17 protein-coding genes and 1 pseudogene are annotated in these 21,513 nt (G+C 51.6%); 8 read left to right on the top strand and 10 right to left on the bottom strand.

What is annotated here, in order from left to right; translation table 11 throughout:
- Nucleotides 1-170 precede the first annotated feature (170 nt).
- Entirely contained in the window at nucleotides 171-479 is a 309-nt protein-coding gene (locus ABNH18_RS00705) for a hypothetical protein (protein ID WP_349380966.1), read from the top strand.
- A gap of 157 nt (nucleotides 480-636) precedes the next feature.
- Here the strand turns inward: ABNH18_RS00705 and aceF are convergent, their stop codons facing one another.
- The 5 genes from aceF to ABNH18_RS00680 all read right to left on the bottom strand — a co-directional run bounded on the left by aceF (nucleotide 637) and on the right by ABNH18_RS00680 (nucleotide 9,132).
- Nucleotides 637-2,373, bottom strand: coding sequence for a dihydrolipoyllysine-residue acetyltransferase (aceF, locus tag ABNH18_RS00700; RefSeq protein WP_349380965.1), 1,737 nt, complete (start codon nucleotides 2,371-2,373; stop codon nucleotides 637-639).
- A gap of 52 nt (nucleotides 2,374-2,425) precedes the next feature.
- Nucleotides 2,426-5,098: a pyruvate dehydrogenase (acetyl-transferring), homodimeric type gene (gene aceE / locus ABNH18_RS00695; RefSeq protein ID WP_349380964.1), complete on the bottom strand. Its 2,673-nt coding sequence runs from the start codon at nucleotides 5,096-5,098 to the stop codon at nucleotides 2,426-2,428.
- 325 nt (nucleotides 5,099-5,423) lie between these two features.
- Nucleotides 5,424-6,272 carry a hypothetical protein gene (locus tag ABNH18_RS00690; protein ID WP_349380963.1) on the bottom strand — a complete coding sequence of 283 codons (849 nt, stop codon included), beginning with the start codon at nucleotides 6,270-6,272 and terminating at the stop codon, nucleotides 5,424-5,426.
- A complete protein-coding gene (gene ampD / locus ABNH18_RS00685; protein WP_349380962.1) occupies nucleotides 6,269-6,835 on the bottom strand; it encodes a 1,6-anhydro-N-acetylmuramyl-L-alanine amidase AmpD in 567 nt (188 codons plus the stop codon). Before ampD ends, ABNH18_RS00690 begins: the two co-directional genes overlap by 4 nt.
- A gap of 50 nt (nucleotides 6,836-6,885) precedes the next feature.
- Nucleotides 6,886-9,132 (bottom strand): DUF1631 domain-containing protein, encoded by a 2,247-nt coding sequence (locus tag ABNH18_RS00680; RefSeq protein ID WP_349380961.1) that lies wholly within the window; start codon nucleotides 9,130-9,132, stop codon nucleotides 6,886-6,888.
- Between the two features lie 229 nt (nucleotides 9,133-9,361).
- On the opposite strand from ABNH18_RS00680, the gene ABNH18_RS00675 reads away from it, so the two are divergent.
- On the top strand, nucleotides 9,362-10,699 hold the full coding sequence (locus tag ABNH18_RS00675) for an alanine/glycine:cation symporter family protein (protein ID WP_349380960.1): 1,338 nt from the start codon (nucleotides 9,362-9,364) through the stop codon (nucleotides 10,697-10,699).
- A 107-nt stretch (nucleotides 10,700-10,806) separates the two neighbouring features.
- The gene (nadC, locus tag ABNH18_RS00670; RefSeq protein ID WP_349380959.1) at nucleotides 10,807-11,667 is read left to right on the top strand and encodes a carboxylating nicotinate-nucleotide diphosphorylase; all 861 of its coding nucleotides are present in this window, start codon (nucleotides 10,807-10,809) and stop codon (nucleotides 11,665-11,667) included.
- A gap of 57 nt (nucleotides 11,668-11,724) precedes the next feature.
- Here nadC and ABNH18_RS00665 read toward each other — a convergent pair whose 3' ends face one another.
- Entirely contained in the window at nucleotides 11,725-12,150 is a 426-nt protein-coding gene (locus tag ABNH18_RS00665) for a pilin (protein WP_349380958.1), read from the bottom strand.
- 268 nt (nucleotides 12,151-12,418) lie between these two features.
- On the opposite strand from ABNH18_RS00665, the gene ABNH18_RS00660 reads away from it, so the two are divergent.
- From ABNH18_RS00660 to ABNH18_RS00640, 5 genes and pseudogenes are all read left to right on the top strand, one after another.
- On the top strand, nucleotides 12,419-12,952 hold the full coding sequence (locus ABNH18_RS00660; protein WP_349380957.1) for a nucleotide sugar dehydrogenase: 534 nt from the start codon (nucleotides 12,419-12,421) through the stop codon (nucleotides 12,950-12,952).
- 29 nt (nucleotides 12,953-12,981) lie between these two features.
- Nucleotides 12,982-13,647 carry a UDP binding domain-containing protein gene (locus ABNH18_RS00655; RefSeq protein ID WP_349380956.1) on the top strand — a complete coding sequence of 222 codons (666 nt, stop codon included), beginning with the start codon at nucleotides 12,982-12,984 and terminating at the stop codon, nucleotides 13,645-13,647.
- Nucleotides 13,640-14,899, top strand: a complete 1,260-nt coding sequence (locus ABNH18_RS00650; RefSeq protein ID WP_349380955.1) for a lipopolysaccharide biosynthesis protein — start codon at nucleotides 13,640-13,642, stop codon at nucleotides 14,897-14,899. Before ABNH18_RS00655 ends, ABNH18_RS00650 begins: the two co-directional genes overlap by 8 nt.
- An 88-nt stretch (nucleotides 14,900-14,987) precedes the next feature.
- Nucleotides 14,988-15,491: pseudogene (locus ABNH18_RS00645) on the top strand (DDE-type integrase/transposase/recombinase); the annotation flags it as partial.
- Nucleotides 15,492-15,651: 160 nt separating this feature from the next.
- Nucleotides 15,652-16,815: a glycosyltransferase gene (locus ABNH18_RS00640; RefSeq protein WP_349380954.1), complete on the top strand. Its 1,164-nt coding sequence runs from the start codon at nucleotides 15,652-15,654 to the stop codon at nucleotides 16,813-16,815.
- A 31-nt stretch (nucleotides 16,816-16,846) separates the two neighbouring features.
- Here the strand turns inward: ABNH18_RS00640 and ABNH18_RS00635 are convergent, their stop codons facing one another.
- The 4 genes from ABNH18_RS00635 to ABNH18_RS00620 all read right to left on the bottom strand — a co-directional run bounded on the left by ABNH18_RS00635 (nucleotide 16,847) and on the right by ABNH18_RS00620 (nucleotide 21,376).
- Nucleotides 16,847-18,010: a glycosyltransferase gene (locus ABNH18_RS00635; RefSeq protein WP_349380953.1), complete on the bottom strand. Its 1,164-nt coding sequence runs from the start codon at nucleotides 18,008-18,010 to the stop codon at nucleotides 16,847-16,849.
- A gap of 117 nt (nucleotides 18,011-18,127) precedes the next feature.
- Nucleotides 18,128-18,979: a glycosyltransferase family 2 protein gene (locus ABNH18_RS00630; protein ID WP_349380952.1), complete on the bottom strand. Its 852-nt coding sequence runs from the start codon at nucleotides 18,977-18,979 to the stop codon at nucleotides 18,128-18,130.
- The gene (locus tag ABNH18_RS00625; RefSeq protein WP_349380951.1) at nucleotides 18,942-20,894 is read right to left on the bottom strand and encodes a hypothetical protein; all 1,953 of its coding nucleotides are present in this window, start codon (nucleotides 20,892-20,894) and stop codon (nucleotides 18,942-18,944) included. The genes ABNH18_RS00630 and ABNH18_RS00625 overlap by 38 nt, the downstream gene beginning before the upstream one ends.
- Before the next feature lie 59 nt (nucleotides 20,895-20,953).
- Nucleotides 20,954-21,376, bottom strand: a complete 423-nt coding sequence (locus tag ABNH18_RS00620; protein ID WP_349380950.1) for a pilin — start codon at nucleotides 21,374-21,376, stop codon at nucleotides 20,954-20,956.
- Nucleotides 21,377-21,513: the final 137 nt, after the last annotated feature.

Below are 21,513 nucleotides of genomic sequence, written 5' to 3'. Positions count from 1 at the left end.
CCGCCTACAGCACGAATCAGGCGCCGTTGCGGTTTTGATTTTCCTTGCAGCTTGAGGCTTGAAGCTTGTGACTGCTTCTTCCACATTTCCTGCATATTCCTTGCACCTTGTTCCGTAATACTCTCTCCATCACATTCAAGGACTCAATGGAGTCACAAGGAGAGAGCCCCATGAAAAAGATCGCTATCGTTATTCTCGCTGTTTTTGCCACCTCCGCTTTTGCCATGGGTCCCGGTCACCGGGGCGGGGAAAAGATGGTTGAGCACATGACCAAAAAACTGGAATTGACCGATGCGCAAAGCGCCCAAATGACGACAGTCTTTGAAGAGCAGGGTAAAAAAATGAAAGCCTTGCACGATGAGACCCAGGCAAAAATCAATGCACTACTGACACCCGAGCAGCAAGAAAAGCTGGCCAAAATGCAAGAAGACCGGAAAGAGCGCAGTGACGACCGCCACGAAAAGCGCAAAGAACGTTAATCATTAACGCTGCACCACTAACAAAGAAGGCCTTCAAATGAAGGCCTTCTTTGTTTTCACATATCACACTATTTTCCATAAGTCGTGTTTACCCAAGGGCACAGAGAGCCTGAAAAGCGTAAACCGACATATTTTACCGTCTACTTCACACCGCTTTTCACAACAGCGCTTGGCGCATATCCGTCAACAACTGACTCAGGTAAGTCGTAAATCGCGCCGCGGCTGCACCATCAATAACCCGGTGATCGTAGGACAAGCTCATGGGCAACATCAGCCGCGGCTGGAACTGGGTCCCATCCCACACCGGCTGTGTGTCAGAACGACTCACACCGAGTATCGCCACTTCCGGCCAGTTCACAATCGGCGTAAATGCCGTGCCACCGATACCGCCCAGGGACGAAATACTGAAGGTCCCACCTTTCATGTCGGCGGGGGTCAGTTTGCGATTACGGGCTTTCTCTGCCAGCTCCCCCATCTCTAGGGCAATATCCTTCAACCCTTTCTTGTCCGCATCCTTGATCACCGGCACGACCAGGCCGTTGGGGGTATCCACCGCGATACCAATATTGATATAGCCCTTCTCAATCAAGGCTTCGCCACTGTTTTCCAGCGAGCTGTTGAAACGGGGGAATTCCTTCAAAGCTCGGGCACAGGCAGCCACCAGAAATGCCAACATGGTCAGCTTGACGCCTTCACGTTCAAGACGTTTGTTCTGGTTTTTACGGAATGCTTCCAGGTCGGTGATATCCGCATTGTCATGCTGAGTCACATGGGGAATGGTCAGCCAGGAACGCGTCAAGTTCTGGGCAGAAACTTTGCGTAGCTTATTCAGCTCAACTCGATCAATATCACCAAACTGACTGAAATCGATATCCGGCAAGTCTACCGCCAGCCCACCGCCAGCGCCGCCGGCCGGTTGCGACCCTTCCAGACGTTGTTTCACATAAGCATGCACATCGTCTTTGAGAATGCGGTCTTTCGGGCCTGTGGCGCTGACCTGGGATAAATCCACCCCGGTCTCACGGGCCAGCTTACGCACCGCCGGCCCCGCATGAACAGGCGTCGAAGGAGGAGCACCGGTATTGTCGGATTGCGCTCGGGAAGGTGAAGGGGAAGCCTCTTTCTCCGCTTCTCTCTTTGCTTTTTTCTCAACGTCTTTGCCAGCGCTTTCTTTGCCGGAGGCATTGGTCTTTCCTGCATCGCCACCTTCTTCACGATCAGGCTCTTCTTTGTCGTCTGCTGCCGAGGCAGAATCTGAACTACCGGCAACCGCCAGTGTAATCAGTGCATCACCAGTGCCAACCTTGTCGCCGACGCTAACGCTGACCGATTCCACCTTGCCGGCTTTCGGCGACGGAATTTCCAGCGACGCCTTGTCCGATTCCACCACCACGATGACTTGCTCTTCGTCGAGTTCGTCACCCACGGCCACATTCACTTCGATAATCTCAGCCCCATCAATATCACCGAGATCTGGCACTTTCACGGTTTCCGTGCTGCTTGCCGCCTGCTCTGTGGGCTGTTTGTCCTGCTCACTGGACGGCTTTGCCTGGGGTTCTTTTTCCTTATCTTTAGCCTGATTGTCAGCCGCTCTCTCAGCTTCATTTTCCTTGCCATCATCTCCTTTCGATTCAGAGTCCGAGGCGTCATCGTCCTCCTCGGCATCCAACTCCAGCACCACATCACCTTCCTTCACCCGATCGCCTACCTTCACACTGATAGAAGCAATGGTGCCGCCCTGAGGTGCAGGCACTTCCACCGTAGCCTTGTCGGATTCGATGACAATAATCGTATCTTCGGCGCTAATGGTATCGCCGACTTTTACGCTGATCTCGATGATATCAACAGGATCACTGCTGCCCACATCGGGAACATGAATTTGCGTTTTACTCACACCTTGACTCCTTATAGTGAGATCACTGATCGGTAATCAGTGACGGGTGCGATCAATGCATCACCGGATAGGGTTTATCCGTGTCGATGCCATATTTCTCGATAGCCTGCTTCACCACCGCAGCTTCAACTTTGCCCTCTTTGCGCAAGGCATTCAGTGCCGCCAGCACCACGAAGTAACGGTCCACTTCAAAGAAATGGCGTAACTTCTGGCGCGAGTCACTACGCCCGAACCCATCGGTGCCCAACACCGAGTACGGAGCTTTCACCCAAGGGCGGATCTGGTCCGCGAAAGCGCGCATGTAATCGGTAGACGCAATCACCGGGCCAGTACGACCCTCCAGGCATTTTTCTACCCAGTTTAGCGTGCGGTCCTTCTCCGGATTTAGCATGTCATCACGGTCCATCCGAAGACCTTCACGGCGCAGTTCGTTGAAGCTGGTGACGCTCCACACATCCGCCGCCACACCAAAGTCCTCTCGCAATAATTCTGCAGCGGCTTCCACTTCGCGCAGTATCGTGCCACTACCCAATAACTGAACCCGCGGGGTTTTCTTGGTTTTTGGCTTCCCTTCGCGCAGCAGGTACATGCCTTTGCGGATGCCTTCTTCCGCGCCTTCCGGCATGGCACCGTGCACGTAGTTTTCATTCATCAGGGTCAGGTAATAGAACACCTTCTCGTTGTCCTCATACATGCGTCTGAGGCCATCCTGAAGAATGACTGCCAGCTCATAGCTGTAGGCAGGGTCGTAGCTGACACAGTTGGGCACTGTGCTGGCGAGGAGGTGGCTGTGACCATCCTGATGTTGCAGGCCTTCACCGTTGAGGGTGGTTCGCCCGGCAGTGGCCCCCAGCAGGAAGCCCCGCGCTTGCGAATCCCCCGCCGCCCAAGCCAGATCGCCTACACGCTGGAAGCCGAACATGGAGTAATAGATGTAGAACGGAATCAACGTGAAGTCATGGACGCTGTAGCTTGTGGCCGCTGCCAGCCAACCGGACATGGCGCCCGCTTCGTTGATGCCTTCTTCGAGAATGCGACCCTTCTTGTCTTCCCGGTAGTACATCACCTGGCCGGCATCTTCCGGTTCGTATTTCTGACCACCGGATGAGTAAATCCCTAACTGGCGAAACAGCCCTTCCATGCCAAAGGTCCGTGCTTCATCGGGCACAATCGGCACCACGCGCTCACCGATCTGCTTGTCCTTGATCAGCGTGCTCATCATGCGCACGAAGGCCATGGTGGTGGAGATTTCCCGATCACCACTGCCTTCAAGGAAATTGGCAAACACATCCAGCCCAGGGATGGTTAATTGCTGACTGGCCTTCTGCCGACGCACGGGCATATAGCCGCCCAGCTTGTCGCGCTGCTCTTTCATATAACGCAGCTCAGCGGAATCCGGCGCCGGGCGGTAGTAGGGCACGTCTTCCAACTGTTCATCGGTGAACGGCATGTCGAAGCGGTCACGAAAATCCTTCAGGCTTTCCAGGTCCAGCTTCTTCATCTGGTGGGCCTTATTGACGGCTTCTCCGGCACCGGTCGCATAGCCTTTTACGGTCTTGGCCAGAATCACCGTGGGCCGCCCCGTATGTTTCACCGCCGCATCATAAGCCGCATACACCTTGAACGGATCGTGGCCGCCCCGGTTCAGGCGATACACGTCATCGTCACTCATATGCTCGACCAGTTTCTTTAGCTCCGGGTTCTCGCCAAAGAAATGTTCGCGCGTGTAGGCCCCACCGTTTTTCTTGTAGGCCTGATATTCGCCATCCACACATTCTTCCATGCGGCGGCGCAACAGGCCTTCGCTGTCTTTCTCCAGCAGCGGATCCCACAGGCGGCCCCACACGACCTTGATCACGTTCCAGCCGGCGCCACGGAACACGCCTTCCAATTCCTGGATGATCTTGCCGTTGCCGCGCACCGGGCCATCCAGGCGCTGCAGATTACAGTTCACCACGAACACCAGGTTATCCAGCTTCTCACGACCGGCCAGCGCCAAGGCGCCAAGGGATTCCGGCTCATCCATTTCCCCGTCACCCAGGAATGCCCAAACCTTACGGTTGTCCTGCTGGATCAATTCCCGATTCTGCAGGTACTTCATGATATGAGCCTGGTAGATGGCCTGAATCGGCCCCAGCCCCATGGACACGGTGGGAAATTGCCAGAAGTCCGGCATCAGCCAGGGATGGGGGTAAGACGACAACCCTTTGCCATCCACTTCCCGGCGAAAGTTATCCAACTGCTCTTCGCTGATTCGCCCTTCCAGGTAGGCCCGTGCGTACACGCCCGGGGCCGAGTGCCCCTGAAAGAACACCAGGTCGCCCTCGTTCTCGTCACTGGGAGCGCGGAAGAAATGGTTGAAGCCCACATCGTAGAGCGTGGCGGAAGAGGCAAAAGAGGCAATATGCCCGCCCAGCTCGTCGTCGTTATCCATGTTGGCCCGCATGACCGTGGCCAATGCATTCCAGCGCACCAAGGAACGAATGCGACGCTCCATGAACATGTCACCGGGGATAGCGGCTTCGTCCTTGGGTGCAATGGTGTTGAGATAAGGAGTGTTGAGATGGGTGCGATAAACGCCCTGTTCCTGGGCTTCGTTGGTGATGGCGTCCAGAAGCCAGGCGGCCCGCTCCGGGCCTTCACGCTCTACCACAGACTCCAGGGCTTCGAGCCATTCCCGGGTTTCAGCGGGATCAACGTCATCAAAAAAACTGCGTTTTTGCATGGGCTTGCGTCCTTTTTCGCGTTGCCATACGCCGCCGCAGGATCACTGCAACGGCGCTAAAAAGAGGCCCAAGGGTGGCTGGGCTTGAGACCTGCGGTCTCTCGACATCGGTGGCTGCGGCATAACTGCCGAACCCACGGTGCCCTTTAATACTAGCGCCGTAGACCGGTTGGCGGTCAAGTTGGCCAGTGACGAAAAAAATCAGCCGACACAACAGGTTGGCCATTTTTCCGGTTATTTCGCTATCGTGAACCCAGCGCCGGGGAATGAAAATTCGACCAACGTCGCCTCCCCTAAAACCCTATTTACTCCCGTAGATTTACACTCACAACAACATGATCCACAACGCTGCCATAATCAGCCAGATGGCCACGCAGCGCAGCAGTAGGCCCTGCAGACCTTCCAGATGGTCCATAGCGGTGTGCAAGGTGCCGGGGCTGGCGTCACGGTCTTCCTCCTGTGCCACATTGGTCACGGACAACATTAACGAGGAAGACGGTTGCAGCTGCCACCAGGCACCCCGCATGCGTTCCATTACCGCGGTAAAATCCCCCGCCAGCGACATGCTGAGTATCAGCAGTTGGCGGGCAGGCAGGCTCAGCCAGTCATCCAGAGTTCGCTGCCAGCCGAGGGAGTCTGATTCACTGCAATGACGCCGCTGGCGCTGCAGCCAGGCATGGTTCATAACAACCAGAAACGCCGCCCCGAAACCCAGCAACACAAGCCAGAAAATTGCCACGAACAGGCGCTCCTCCCGCGCCAGAATCTGCTCACTCAATTGTTGGTGGTAAGCCGGGTCGCCGGGCACGCCGTTAACGGAAAACTCATCCGTGGCCAGAGCAGCAAAACCATCCGGATCATTCATGCGACCACGCACCAACAGTTCATCCACGTGACGAAACTCGCTATGACTACCCAGCAACCACAGAAACAACAATGTGCCCAGGCCGAGCACCAGCAACTGTCCCCAGAAACCGGACAACCAGCACGCCGCCCAGGCGATCAACACCGCAGGCAGCAATACAGCAACCCACCACACGCGGCTGGGCTGGCCAATGCGGCTGCCGCAGCGTTGCAACCAGCGCTGGTGTCGCTCCTCGCCCGCCAGCAGAGGCGACCAACCGGCGTCCATCCGGCGTAACCCCATGACCACGATCAACACAATAAACTTCATGCCGTTTCCTCCCTGAAATCGGCCAGCTGCTGACGATAGCGCCGCCAGTCAAACGCGGGGCCGGGATCGGTTTTTCTCCCCGGCGCAATGTGCTCATGGCCGGTAATGCGGGCATCCGTAATGGCGGGATAATGATGCTGCAACAGCCGCGTCAACGCGGTAAGGGTGGCGTACTGGGCATGCTCGTAAGGGATGGTATCCGCGCCTTCCAGCTCAATACCGAGGGAAAAATCATTGCAGTTTTCCCGCCCCTGAAACGTGGACACACCGGCATGCCAGGCACGCTTATCGCACGGCACAAACTGTAGCAGGCTACCGTCGCGGAGAATCAGAAAGTGCGACGACACCGTCAATTGGTGAATGGTTTCAAAATAGGGGTGATCCGCCGGGTTCAGGCAGTTCTGAAATAACGCTTCGATATGGCCGCCGCCAAACTGGCTGGGCGGTAAACTGATGTTATGGATCACCAGCAGCGAGATTTCGGCCGGATCAGGGCGTTCGTTGCAATTGGGGGATGGGCACCATTGCGCCTGGTCTACACGATGTCCGGAAAGGGTAAGCACCCGCGCAAGCTCCTTTTGCCTGCGTCGGGACGAATACGGCAGGGTTAGTGCTACACGTTACCCTGCATGCGACGCAGATCGCCAATAACCGCTTCCAGAGCCCGATCAAACAGGGCTCCCTCTTCGATGAGTTTAACAGTCCCTTTATGCAGGGCAACGGCCAAGGTGTAAGCAGAAAACTCCTGCACCTTGATACCGCGACGGTTGGTGAACACCATTTTAACGCCAGCGCGAATGTTAGCCGCCAGCTTGGCCCGGCGAGGTTCGCCATCGTCCAGAATTTCAATCCACTGCCCGGGTGGCAGCTGGCTGCATTTCTTCACCAGGAAGTGGTTCTCCGGCAATTCCGGCACCGTCTCCGGCTGGGCCGGCTCGGCGGGCTGTTCCGGTTCCACCGCCACCCGCTCAGTCTGCAGGCCTTTGAGCAACTGCTGATGCACGTCGCGGAACTTCACCAGCAGTTGCTTGGTTTCCACCGCATCATAGTTAATCTGGCTCAGGCCATTGTGCAGGGTTTTCAGTAACTTCGGGCTCAAGTCCTTCAGTTTTTCCAGCGCCGCCTGTTCCCGGTGTTCCAGCACACTCCAGACCACCGCATCGACCACCTTCACCTGCTGCTGCCACAATCCGCTACCATCGCCTTCGCGCAGCCAGGTCAAGTACAACACCTGTTGCCAGCCTTGGCGCAGCAGGCGCACTACCACGTCCGGCAACTGCCGCCCGGCCATACGCTTATCCAGCACCGCCACCACTTCACTGCGAGCCTGTTCGGCACGGGCCTTGCCTTCTTCCGCTTCACGAACCCGTTGTTCTACGCGGTCGGAGCGGGTCTTCTGGTTGTCGAAAAACTGCTGAAACTCCTGCAACAGTGAGGAGAACAAGCTGGCATCATCTTCGTAATCATCAATGATGCGGTGTACGGCCTGGTTAATCCGCTGGTACAGGTCATCCTGAATGCCCTGCTGGGGATCCCACTGGCTGCCGGCTCTGGCGAGCATGTTCAGCAATAGACGGGCTTCATGATTGTCGTTGCTAAAGAAGGTTTTATCGATGATCGCTACTTTCAGCAGCGGGATCTGCAGGCGGCCAATCAGCGCCTTGATTTCCGAGGGCAGGCCTTCGTCATCCAGAATGAAATCGAACAGCAAGGCGACCAGGTTGATGACATCGTCATCGGCCTGATCCAGTGCGTGGATAGCTTCACCGTGTTCATTGTCCAGCAATTCAGACAGGTCGGTTTTCAGATCGGCCCGATCTTCACCCTCATCGTCCCCCAGGCTGCGCTCCACGCGCTGCAGGCGGTTCAGTACATCCAATAGATCATCGGAACTAACCTGGTGGACTGACGCCGCATTCGCCACCGGCGCGCCATTGATATAAGGCACACCGTTCTGCATGACGGCCATGGGCGCCTCGCTGGCAGCCCCCGAGGCGCCGCCACCGGCCCCGCCTCCACCTGCGCCGCCCTGCATGCCACGCATGGTCACCAACAGTTCCTGCAGCAGCCCAAACATCTGATCGTTGCTGGGGCCGCCGGCACTGCCGGCGGTGGGCATCACGCTATCAGAGCCCTGATTGGCCAGTGAGCGTGAGCCTGGCTTGCGTGCCGGGGCGATAGGCGCGGACTTCATCTCCGGCAGCACCCCAGCGTCGATCAATACCTTGTTAGCTTCACTGACCAAAAAGCCGGTTTCCGCCATCACTTCCCGTTCGAACAGCTTGAGAATGATCAGCCGGGCCTTGATATCCAGGGACAGCTTTTCCAGCCCTTCACTGAAGCAGGCCACCAGTTGGCGGGGCTCCAGAGGATTATTGTGTTCGTTCACTTCCCGCTTGCTTTCAAACAGGTATTCGATGCGGTGGCAAAGCACCTTGAGCTGCTCGTTACAGCCATTACGAGCCCGGCGCGCCATGTTGTCCAGGGCCACCGAGGTTTCCAGCTCATCCTCATTGACCAGCGTCAGGGAATCCAGATCTACTGGCGTTTTTTCCAGTGTCTCGGTTTCCGGGGCCCGGGCCAAAGTCAGAAATTGATGATTGATGGCCTGCTTGAAACTGCCCACCAGCCCAGCACGCTGAATACGCAGCTCGCGCATGGCCTCGAAATAACGCTCTCGCTCGCTATCGGTTTCCTTCTCGGCGAGGTCAAAAAGCTTGTCATCGGCGCCATCCAACATATCCCCAAGGTAGGCCGCACTCAGGGAAAGATAGCGGGCACACACCTTCTCAAGCGGCCGCGGCATACTGCCTGGCGCGACCTTCCCGGAAACCGGTTTTAGCTGTGTGACCTTGGTCATTTCTCCCCCGGCAGGCGAACCCGCGACAGGCTGGATGAGATATCGAAAACGAAGTGTATATGACGCCAACGTTTTAATACTTTAATACGTTACCACGCATCAACAGTAAGAATTTTGAACTAGTTGGCACTGAGGGAATAGTGTGCGAGTACTCACAAACAGGCACGCCACTTTCCCTACCCCAGAAATTCCCCTAGCCTAAGGCCTTTCGGAGCATTGGACGATAGTCATGGAACAGACGGTTACCATACTCAAACAGATTAGTGGTCTTCTGTGGGGATGGCCGGCGCTCATTCTCATCGCCGGCACAGGCATTTACCTGACCCTTATTCTTGGCTTTCTGCCCCTGCGCCAGCTGGGCTTCGGCTTTCGGCAAATGCTCGGTCCGCAACGCGGGGTCGGCACCATCGGCGCCGGCGCGGCCCTGGCCACCTCGCTGTCAGCCACCATTGGTACGGGCAACATTGTCGGCGTGGCTACCGCCATTCATTCCGGCGGCCCCGGCGCACTGGTGTGGATGTGGTTAATCGCCTTGGTGGGTATGGCCACCAAATACGCAGAAGCCGTACTCGCGGTCCACTTTCGGGAAAAAGATGCCGCCGGGCAATACGTGGGCGGCCCCATGTATTACATCAAGAACGGCTTGGGTAAGAACTGGCACTGGCTGGCCATCGCCTTTGCCGTCTTTGGCATGATTGCCGGCTTCGGCATCGGCAACAGCGTCCAAGCCAATTCCGTGGCCCATGGCCTCAATGACAGCTTCGGCTTGGCCCCCTGGATCACCGGCGTCACTCTGGCTGTGCTGGTGGGCATGGTCGTGCTGGGCGGCATGAAACGGATTGCCTCCGTAGCCACGTTTATTGTGCCTTTTATGGCGCTAGCCTATCTGTTAGCAGGGCTAGTGGTTCTGGCGGATCACGCCAGTGCCATTCCCGATGCCTTGGCCCTGTGTTTTGAAGGAGCCTTCAGCGGCACCGCCGCAGCCGGTGGCTTTGCCGGGGCACTGGTGAAAGAAGCCATCCGCTTCGGCATGGCCCGAGGCATCTTTTCCAACGAAGCCGGCCTGGGCAGCGCACCGATTGCTCACGCCTCCGCCAACACCGATCACCCGGCCCGGCAAGGCTCCATCGCCATGCTTGGCACCTTTATCGACACCATTATTGTCTGCTCGGTCACTGGCCTGGCCATTGTTTCCACCGGTGTGTGGGACAGCGGCGTCAAAGGCGCGCCGCTTTCCGCCATGGCGTTTTCGTCCACCTTCGGTAGTGCCGGTGATATTATTGTGGCCTGCAGCCTGGCCGTCTTTGCCTTCACTACCCTGCTGGGCTGGAGCTTGTACAGTGAACGCTGCACCCAGTTCCTGTTTGGCCCCAAAGCGGTTTTGCCGTTCCGTATTGTTTGGGTATTGGCAGTGCCGTTAGGTGCCATTGTCAGCCTGAACTTCGTCTGGGCGCTGGCCGATATCATGAATATCCTGATGGCCGTGCCAAACCTGATCGCTCTGTTATTATTGTCACCCATTGTGGTTCGGCTGAGCCGTGAGTTCTTCGCCAACCGCCCGGATTAACCGCTGACCGTTGACGGCCACGCCCGACAACGGTCACGATCACGCCCCGCCCGCGCCATGAATAAGCGTACGCGGGGCCGTGACCTGTAACCGTATTCAGAGATCCCATGACCTTCAGCACCCACCTGCCCGACTCTCTACCCGACTACGTCCGTGACGACATCGCCCGCAATGTAACCTTTGCTCTGGAAGAAGATATCCGCGATGGCGATATCACCGCCCAGCTCATCGACGCGGACAGCAGCAGCACTGCCACCATCATTACCCGAGAAGATACCGTCATGTGCGGGATTCCCTGGGCCGATGAAGTGTTCCGGCAATTAGGTGAGGTAAACGTTGAATGGCATGTGCAGGATGGCGATCGTCTCACTGCTGACACCACCCTCTGCACTCTGCGCGGTAACACCCGCAAAATTCTCACCGGCGAACGCACCGCCCTGAACTTCCTGCAAACGCTGATGGGCACCGCCACCACCGCCCGCCGCTATGCGGATGCCGTAGCCAACAGCCAAATCACCATCCTGGACACCCGCAAAACCCTGCCAGGCCTACGCGCCGGCCAAAAATACTCGGTCCTCTGCGGCGGCTGCCAAAACCACCGCATCGGCCTCTACGACGCCTTCCTGATCAAAGAGAACCATGTAGCAGCCTGCGGCGGCATAACCGCAGCGATTGAACGTGCACGGGCGCTGGCGCCGGACAAGAAAATTATTGTGGAAGTAGAGACATTGGCGGAGCTAGAAGAAGCCGCGGGGCTAACGCCGGATCAGATTATGCTGGATAACTTTAGTGTGGATATGTTGAAAGAAGCGGCCGATATGGCTGTTGAATCGGCATTAGAGGTGTCAGGTAATTTGACTCTAGATAATGCGGCAGGGCTACCAAAAAACAGACACTGGTTTTTGTCTTCCGGGGCGTTGACTAAGCATATTCAAGCCACGGATTTGTCTCTCAGGTTGCAAAGCTGATTATTTGGCCGAGATGGCCCCTTTGAATAAGGCGCCAGCCTTAAAGGTAGGGTTCGATCATCGGCAATTTTCTGGAACATAGCGTGGCGCCCCAGAGAACGAGCACAACCAAGCAATGGATCCAGCCGTTTGTACTGGTTGAAAAGCAAGCACCTCACCGGTTAAGTTTGCTGGCATTGCATTGCCTAGTCGCACCAAAATTTCGCCATCAGTTACCGTCACTTGATCAACATAGGTGCTTTGGATTGAAGAGGGGGAAGGAATGCCATAGGAACCACTATTAATACCGACAAAGGTGCCCGTATGCACAAATACCGTTCCTGCAATTTCTGCCTTTAGGCCTGCCGCTATACCAATCGCTTCCGCTACTTTTGCACGCAGCGTATAATCTTGATACGCAGGAATCGCCACTGCGGCCAAAATACCAACAATCGCCACCACGATCATTAGTTCAATTAACGTGAACCCTTTTTGTAACGACATTGTCCCGCCCCACCTTGTAACAAACCCGATAAGTCACTTCTGGTAACGCCCCATTCATAACAAATGCACAAACCAAGCCAATTAATGCAAAACAGACCCCAGTGGGCCGCTGGCGCCCCTCGCCGTCTCCACCTTTTCGCCAATACCACTCATAAGACATGACAAAAAATGTCAAAAACCGCCTTCGCGCGCCTCTGTTGAATTGCAAGAAAGCAAAGCAAATACAATTTGATCAAACGCTTACGCAACCCTCAACTGACAATGTAAGATGCAAGCACCAGCGATCAAAGGGATTGTTATTTATAACCGCACCAGGACAGGCGAGACAACCTTGAGTAACAAAGCGCAGTTAATCGAAAAACTGGAAAAACGCATCGCCTTGATTGACATTATCGGCCTTCGCCATATCTGGATCCCTCTGGCAATGGTTTACAGTAATGCCGGGTATATCGTGTGGGGTATTGATATCGATCTTAACAAGGTCGCCGTACTAAACCACGGTAAAACCTATATCGAGCGGATCACCGCAACCTCTATCCACAAAGCCCTCCAGCAAAACTTCTCTGCAACCAGCGCCTTTTCAGAAGCTCAAGAGTGCGATGCGCTTATTATCTGTGTCCCGACACCTCTCAGCCTGCAAAGAGAGCCGGATATTAGCTACATTGCCGACACCATGGATTCACTCACCAGAGCGAGAAGGCCCGGAAAACCTCAATTTCGACACTCACTCCATCCCCAAAGTCGTCGGTGGCCATACCGAACATTGCCTCCGCGCTGTATCGTCAATGCATCAACCGTGTAGTACCCGTTAACAGCACCCGTGTCGCAAAAATGACGAAACTATTGGAAAACATACATCGAGAAGTCAATATCGGACTGGTTAATAAAATGAAAATAGTGGCCGACAAAATGGGCATCGATATTTTTGACGTTATCAATGCAGCGACAACAAAACTCTTTGGCTTTACCCCTTACTATTCTGGGTCGGGCCGCGGCGGGCGCTACATCCCTATTGCCCCTTACTACCTGAGCTGGAAAGCCCGGGAACATGGCATCAACACCCGTTTTATTGAGTTGTCCGGTGAAGTTAACCAGGCCATGCCTGAATTTGTCGTCAACAAGATTATGGAAGGGCTCAATGAACACGGAAAGGCGCTGAAGGGCAGCCTTGCCCTTATTCTCGGAATTGCCTGCAAGAAGAATGTAGACGATATGAGGGAGTTCCCGGCCGAGGAAATCATGCAATTAATCGAGAAAAAAGACGAAACTCACGCCTACAGCACCCCTCACCTGCCGTCCTTTCCGCACATACGAAAGGGCCACTTTAATCTACAAAGCATTGAGCTGGGTGCGGAAACAGTTGGCCAATTTGATGCCGTGGTACTGACAACCCAGCATGGTGGGTTTTACTATAACCTGATATTCGAGTATGCAAATTTAACAATTGGCACTCGCGGCGTTCACCGCTCCCAAAGCGAACATATAACTCATGCATAGAAAATTTCTCGCATTATTAAAAGGTCCCATTGCCCGCAGCACCATCCAGACAAGTGGAGTGATGGGAGGGAGACTTTTAATACAAGCAGGCACACTACTTCTACTGTCTCGCCTTCTTGGCCCCCATCAGTTTGGACTTTTTTCTGGGCTTGCCTCACTCGCACTTCTGTTCGGAACAATGGCAACCTTCGGCTTACACATAACACTTCTTCGTGATCTATCTAGAACCCCAGAAAGCAGGCAACATATTTTACCAAAAACACTGGGGACCACTCTTTCATGTGGCACCATCCTTCTTTTTCTCTATTTTATCGTATGCAACGCACTATACAACTTAACAACACACCAGTGGCTAGCCGTATTATGTATCGGTTTGGCCGAAAATTTAATACAACCCTTTCTTCTCCTTTCAGTAACAGAGAGGCAAGCCAATGGGCGCGTAGCCAGAAGTCAATTCTACGCCTTAACTCCACTTCTTATACGTCTCGTATCAATAGTTGCTCTATATTTATCAGGCACAACTAATACACTCTTAATTTACAGTCTTTTGTACCTTATCAGCTCAACGGCTGCATTAACCTACAGCCTAAAAATGGCTAAAGAAAAATGGCCCTCCATTGTCCTCTGGCGAACATTAAAGAAAAGAGAAATATTAGACCCTGCAAAATACGCAGTTTTAGGCTTAACAAATAGAGCACCAGCTGAACTGGATAAAGTTCTTGCAACACAGCTACTCTCCGCTAGCGGGGCAGGTTTTTATGCCGCGGCATCAAGAGCACTTGGTGCACTAACAACACCTATAACCGCCCTCGTTCTTTCATCCCTGCCTAATATTTTTCGATTCACTGGAAGACGAGACAATAAAAGAACACACACAACAATATTCAATGCAGTACTGATATATGGGATAACATCAGGATTATTTCTTTATTTTTCCTCACCATTTATAGCATCGTTTTTCGGCAAACAATACTCCGATATTTCCGAATACTTTCAGTGCCTATCTTTTGCTGCACCGGGTCTGGCTTTGCGGCTATCTGGATGCAACATTTTAATGGCAGAAAACCACCCAACATTAAGAGCAAAAATAGAAGCTAGCGGCCTTTTTTTACTTATCCTTTCATCAGTTATTCTATCACCCACATATCCAATACTAAGTCTCCCAATAGCATATGCATTATCTGAATACTGGACGGGATCCATATGCTGGCTCTTCCTTTACAAGAAAAAAATAAAAAATAAAGCATTATAAATCTAACGAATATAAATACCGCGCATCACTACATTTATCGCGACTCTTAAAATAACCAATGACAAGCCAAGCAACCAGGGCCACTGCGGTGGCAAATCCTAATCAGGTGTGCTGCGGAGATATCACCTATATCTGGACGGTCAGTGCTGAGCTATCTGGCCATCGTGCTTGATCTCTTCGCACGACGGGTTGTTTGTTGGGCGATTTCCAGCCACCCTAATGCAGATCTTGTGGTAAAGGCCTTGGATCATGCTTGGGAACAGCGCGGTCAACCCGATAAAGTCATGCTCCACTCGGATCAGGGCAGCCAGTACGCCAGCCGCATGTTCCGGCAGAGTCTATGGCGCTATCGGATGCGGCAAAGCATGAGCCCACGGGGCAATGGGACAATTCGCCGATAGAACGGCTGTTCCGAAGTCTCAAGTCAGAGTGCACTCCTACGATGGGCTACCGTAAATTGCCCGAAGCAGAGAAAGATATCAGTGACTATCTAATGGGTTGCTACAATCACCACAGCCCCCCCCCCACAGCTACAAAGGCAGAATCGCACCCGCCATGGCAAAGGAAAACCGAAACCACTGTCCGGTATTAGTTGACCACTACACCAAGCACCTCGTTTATGGTGGCGATATTACCACCTACGTTGGTGTCCGGAACCATTGAACCACTACACACAGGCTCCACCTTGGTGCTGCTTGACCAGATGAGCAAGCGGCTATAGCGAGCCCAGGAACTCGGAAAACAGGTTTTTTATGGTAGTAGAATATTTAAGAAATGGTGACTTAGTACCGAAGCCACCCAAACCAAGAAAAGAGGGTGAGATTACAGCGCAATGGGCAGGGAGTTTTGATAAACCGCTAGCAAGTATTATTTGCATTACATATAACCATGCACTCTATATTGAAGACGCGCTAAACGGGTTTCTTATGCAGGAAACGATATTCCCGTTCGAAATATGGGTGCACGATGATGCATCTACGGATGAAACCCAAAAAATTGTTGAGCGCTACAGGAAAGAGTATCCAAATATAATAAAAACCGTATTCCAAGATGAGAATCAATATTGCAAAGGCAATAGACCTTTACAATATATCAAGGATTTAATTAAGGGTAAGTATTGCGCCCTTTGTGAGGGTGATGATTATTGGCTAGGTGCCTCCAAGCTGGATCAGCAAGTCAGTTTCCTGGAACGGCACACTGATATTTACTTAAGTGTTCATTCAGCATACGTTTTAAATGTAAGCAAAAGAAAGCTTCATAAGGGCTTTGAGCATGAACCGAAAAATGGAGAGATACTGCCGGTTAGTGACGCCATATCTTCGACCAAGCAGTTTGCGCCAACAGCATCTTACGTTTTTAGGGCAGATAAGTTTAAGTTGATGCCTTTCTGGTTTTTCTATGCGCAAGACCTACCGTTTGGAGATTATTTCATTGAGGCGATATTAGGTCGCAATGGGATCAATTATGTTTCGGCCGCTCATAGTGTTTATCGCCGAAATGTTCCTGGGTCATATACTCGTCGCACAGAAGAAGCATCTGATGATTATCTCTTTTTAAGGATGCTATCAGCCCTCAAGTACACTGCTAAAATTGGCGATTTTAAACAGATAACTCAGTCCGCAATTCAGCTCCGCCGCAAGAATATAGTAATTGACTATCAGACGATGGCTTTACTTAGGAATTCCATGACCTTATATAAAAGCATAGTTAATGCTGAACCGGAGCCATCCAAGCTTGGTGGGTTTTTTATTGATTTTGCCTTTTATAATAACTGGTCTTTTCAGTTATATAGAATATCAAAATTATTAATTTTGATATCAAAAAGGGGTTTCCTTTTTTTAAGGAACAAAACTATAAAATACATCCATTCCTGCCCTAAACAGGCCATCCTGACCGGAAAAGACCATCATGATTAATAAAATATCACTAAAATCCATTTAACATTTTTTATTTAAGCAAGTTACAATAATTTACCGCAACCTTATCCCAAGAAAACTTTTGTATAACCTTTGTTTTTTGCTCATTTGCTAATGCCTTAGCTATTCCTTGTTGCTCATAGCAGCGCAGCATGCACGACAACAAACTCTCAACATTCCCTGCGGAGAATTTCAAAAAAGGCTCGTTGTGTACATCATTGATTGCTGGCAAGTCAGATACCAAACTAATGCATCCAGAAGCTAAACTTTCTGCAGCAACCAAACCCAGACCTTCTTGGTCACCGTCAGCCGCAACCTTTGACGGCATCACAAAAAATCTAGCTTTGTTGAGGTATTCTGCAACCTCGTTAACTGGATGGGCTCCGGCAAAAAAGACGCTACTCCCTACCTCTAACTTTGCAGTGATCTTCTTTAGTCTCTCCATTTCAAAGCCATCACCGACAATCGTTAATTTTTCTTTCGGGTAATATACTAAAAACTGCTGAAAAGCATACAACAAGTCAGCGACGCCTTTTTTTTCTACCAACCTACCGACAAACAAAAAACCATTCCGGTCTTGAAAATCTGTTCTATCAAAAAACGAACACTCAGTATCAATCCCCATAGAGCTGACACTAATATCTCTATTTAAGTGCAAATCTTCCTGACAAAACAACTTCATTTCCTCACTAACAACCGACACCGCATCAGACTTTCTTAAAACAAAAATCTTCATTATTTTAAAAAAACGTCCCTTTAATGAAAACAAGTCCGCACCGTGTGAGGTTACCAATACCTTTATCGGCCTACACATTATTTTTTTTATAACAATAGCAATCAAGCCCTGAGGGATAACCCAGTGCGCATGAATATGCGTTATATTATTTTTCCTGATATCCGCAAGAGCAAATAAAAACATCGAAAAAAACAAAAAAGGCATTTGCCAAATAAGCCAAGGAGACCGTTTAAGCTTTGGCACAATGCCACCCTCATAGGCTAGACTTTCCAACCGATCAGGCAAATAACGAAACCGATGAACGGTTACACCATCAAGTTCCTCATAGCTTAAAGCACCTTTACAGTGAGGAGCTAATACGTGCACATCCAGGTCATGCTTTACTAGCTCACGACTCAAAAAATGAACAAAAGCTGGCTCACTGTCACCTTGCCAGCGCGGGTAAGTCGTTGTTAACACGAGAACTCGTCGAGTAGCCATTATTGACTTCCATAGCAATTTAAGAATTGAAGCTACAGCCCTTGTCTATTTTCTTTATAAACTGCCCGAAGATGCCACCAAAAACCCCAAACATTGTCACTTCTTATACATTAGATTTGTGATTTGCTCAGAAACCAGCCCGACTAGAAAAACCTGAACTGCAGAGACCATCAGTAGTGCAGACATATTTGTAAATGTACCCATTGCGATATAGGTATATAAATACCGAACTAGCCCTAACAAAAATAAAACAACTGCAATCGGAACAAAAACCTTTAATGGAGAGTAAAGAGTGGCCACCTTAAAGATAATAATTAAGAATCTAGCCCCGTCTTTCAATGGGTGAATATGGCTTTTCCCCGTACGTTTTTTCACTTCGACAGGAATGTATTTCACTGAATAACCACTTCGAAAAAAAGCCATAGTGCTGGTTGTCGGGTAAGAAAATTTATTCGGCAAGAGACTTAGGAACTCTCGAAATTTATCAGCCTTTACTATTCTAAATCCTGAAGTCAGATCCTCCACCTTGCTTTCTGTCAACAGACTGGCAAATCGATTATAAAACGCATTAGCTAGATGCCTTCCTTTACTGGCCTGCCCACCGGAATCCCGCGCCCCGACAACCATGTCAGCCTTAGACTCTCGCATGGCTTCCAGAAAATGGGGTATGTCTTCGGGACGATGCTGGCCATCGCCATCCATAAACAGCACCCAATCACTGGTTGCTTCACGAAAACCGTGTTTAATAGATGCGCCATTGCCCATACTTTGTTCGTGCCTAAGTACTTTGGCCCCATACTCTTTAGCCACCGATGCCGTCGCATCGGTGGAGCCATCATCCACAACGATCAATTCATCATAGCAATCCAGATCAACCAATCGGGGCAGCCACTGCCGCAGGTTCTCTGCCTCATTTTTCGCCGGCACCACGATACTTACTCTTGTCACGACTTCCCTCCACCGCCCCAATAAAGGCATTAACCTCTTCCAGTGCTGGAGACTCTGCTAACTCTCGCCTCCAAAGATCACCCTCTTCCAAGTCCGCTTTGACACTTAACGCTATCTGTAACGCTTCATCCAAGAAACCGTACGTGGAAAGGTACGACGCTATTCCCATTTTCCCATGCAGGCTTGCACCTTCATTAACCGCACTCAGCAAGGCTTCCTTGCCCGCCTCGTTTTGCCGGATAAGAAGCAATGCCACCCCCTTTATATAGGCCAACTGATGATACTCAACGGATTCTTTTTCATCGACTCTTGAGATAAAGTTATCCGCCACCTGCCACATAAAGTACGGCGTAAGCGCCTTGCAATCATTATTATTGGAGCGATTCAATCCATTTTGCATAGCTTCAATATAGGCTGATCGATAGTTTAACGTTTTCGATAGCCGTAACACTGCCGTGGGACTCTCTTTTGTCAAAGCACCGCGCTGACATTGAATAAGAGCCTGGCTCATTCGCAATACAAAATCATCGGGTATTCGCGCGCTTGCAATATTAAGGCGGCGAAGAGCTGCGCCCTGATCCCCTTTTTCATACAGCATTTTCGCAACTTCAAGCTGTGCTCTCGGAGACTCAGGTTTTTTATGCTCCCACACCATAATCATGGCTGGATAGTCTCCCCATAAGAGCGCACCTCTCCAGCAAAAGAGAGCAAGAATCGCAAGCCATACTGCGCCTGACATAAAGACCTTCCAGGAAGGGATAAATCGCATTCCATAATAAATCACTGGTAACAGCAAGAAGCCGCTACCCATGTACATTCGATGCTCAAACAGCAGCTCAAGGCGTATTGTGCTGGACTCCACCAACTGAGAAACAAAAAAGAATACGATAGCCAAACTGACAAGAGCCCAGCGGTTGCGACACACCCAAGCCAGCAACAGTAAACACACCAGCCCAAACAAACTCAACAGCGTTGTCACCGGCTGTAGAAAGCCAGTACTCACTGCTAGGGTATCGTTATATACCCCTGCGGTAAAAACATGAGGGACAAACCAGTTATACAAGTACACCCAGAGTACACGCCCCTCTGTGAGCACTCTCTGCCAGGGAGTAAAGTCTCGCCCTGAATACGGCTCAAACCAGCCATTAGCAAAAGGCACGTACAGAAGATAGAACACGATCAAGCAGGTCGGCACGGTCAGAAAAATATTTTTCCAAACACGATGCAACGGCCCAGCCAGGACACTTTTTCGCACGATGAAGGCCTCGCAAACCAAGGCCAACACCGGTAGCAAGGCGCCATTTTCTTTGGAAAAGGCGGCCAGCAGCCCAAACGCCCCCAAACCCACCGTCATCCACAAATACCCCGCTACGGGCCTATCGATGAGCAATCGCCGACCTCGCAGCCATGCAAGCAGGCCGCAGAACACAAACAGGGTTGCCAGCTGCGCCATCCGCTGCACCACGTACAGTGTGGTAGACACCAAATAGGGGTGACACAACCAGAGCATAGTCACCAGCAACGCAGCCCATTTTGCATTGTGACTGAGGCGTCGCTGCCCTTCATAAAAACGCAGTAAAGTGAGAGTAAGCGCAAACAGCAAGGTGCCGTTTAACAGGTGAACTAACACATTGGTATACTTGAAAGACTCAGGCTCGGAAGGCCAAGCATTATCATTCAACAGAAAGCTCAACAAGGCTACAGGTCGCCCGGTGGGCCCCGAGAAACCACTAAGCAGATAATGTTTCAGGCTGGCGAGATCATCAACTTCGCCCCGAGCACCCAGCGCGCCCAAGTTGTTAAAGTCATCAAAGATAAAACTACCGGACAGGCCTGACCAATAAATCCAATACACCAGAAACAGGCCCGCTATAAAAAACAGTCCTATCCATCCGTCCTCTTTATCGCTTTGCATAAATCCTACCCATAAAAAAGCCCGCCAACGGGCGGGCTTTTAAACTTCTTGCCTAAAGCTTAACGGCAGTTACCCGGACGGAAACGGCTGTCTACATTGCCAGTCTGACAAGTCCAAACAACAGAACCCGCGGTAGTTGCCGGTGTCAAGATCAACGTGTTGCCGTCAATCGGATCACCCGAGTATGTAATGGTGATTAAGCCAGTGCCGCTAACGCCAACACTTCTTACATTGTTACCAGTAATAGCGGTCGCAGCAGCCAAACCGGCACTAGTATTGTTACTAGGAAACGCACCGCTGGACAAATAAGTCTCAGATACACTGGTCTTTGCGCCGGACGCGAGACTCAGGCCTTCAGACACCTTGGCTCGCACAGTGTAATCCTGGTATGCAGGAATCGCTACAGCCGCCAGAATACCGATGATAGCGACAACGATCATCAGTTCGATAAGGGTGAAACCCTGTTGCATTTGCTTCTTCATTTTGTTTTCTCCAATCATTGGCAAACTTTTTGGAGCCCACCCTTGGCGAGCATCTGTGTTGTTTCTAAGCAGGGAGCGTGCCAACTTGATCCGGCTGAGGGAAAATCATTAGGGGGCAGGAGTTTCCTGCAGTCGAG

The organism is Alcanivorax sp. (assembly GCF_040118815.1).
GTDB lineage: Bacteria > Pseudomonadota > Gammaproteobacteria > Pseudomonadales > Alcanivoracaceae > Alcanivorax.
The sequence above is the reverse complement of the archived record's forward strand: the minus strand, read 5'-3'. Positions and strand labels throughout refer to the sequence as shown.

Coding starts and splice junctions, on each gene's coding strand:
- ABNH18_RS00640 (WP_349380954.1), top strand. CDS start 15,652: ATGGTAGTAGAATATTTAAGAAATGGTGACTTAGTACCGAAGCCACCC.
- ABNH18_RS00665 (WP_349380958.1), bottom strand. CDS start 12,150: ATGTCGTTACAAAAAGGGTTCACGTTAATTGAACTAATGATCGTGGTG.
- ABNH18_RS00705 (WP_349380966.1), top strand. CDS start 171: ATGAAAAAGATCGCTATCGTTATTCTCGCTGTTTTTGCCACCTCCGCT.
- ABNH18_RS00650 (WP_349380955.1), top strand. CDS start 13,640: ATGCATAGAAAATTTCTCGCATTATTAAAAGGTCCCATTGCCCGCAGC.
- ABNH18_RS00690 (WP_349380963.1), bottom strand. CDS start 6,272: ATGAAGTTTATTGTGTTGATCGTGGTCATGGGGTTACGCCGGATGGAC.
- ABNH18_RS00620 (WP_349380950.1), bottom strand. CDS start 21,376: ATGAAGAAGCAAATGCAACAGGGTTTCACCCTTATCGAACTGATGATC.
- ABNH18_RS00655 (WP_349380956.1), top strand. CDS start 12,982: ATGACGAAACTATTGGAAAACATACATCGAGAAGTCAATATCGGACTG.
- ABNH18_RS00680 (WP_349380961.1), bottom strand. CDS start 9,132: ATGACCAAGGTCACACAGCTAAAACCGGTTTCCGGGAAGGTCGCGCCA.
- ABNH18_RS00625 (WP_349380951.1), bottom strand. CDS start 20,894: ATGCAAAGCGATAAAGAGGACGGATGGATAGGACTGTTTTTTATAGCG.
- nadC (WP_349380959.1), top strand. CDS start 10,807: ATGACCTTCAGCACCCACCTGCCCGACTCTCTACCCGACTACGTCCGT.
- aceE (WP_349380964.1), bottom strand. CDS start 5,098: ATGCAAAAACGCAGTTTTTTTGATGACGTTGATCCCGCTGAAACCCGG.
- ABNH18_RS00660 (WP_349380957.1), top strand. CDS start 12,419: ATGCAAGCACCAGCGATCAAAGGGATTGTTATTTATAACCGCACCAGG.
- ABNH18_RS00675 (WP_349380960.1), top strand. CDS start 9,362: ATGGAACAGACGGTTACCATACTCAAACAGATTAGTGGTCTTCTGTGG.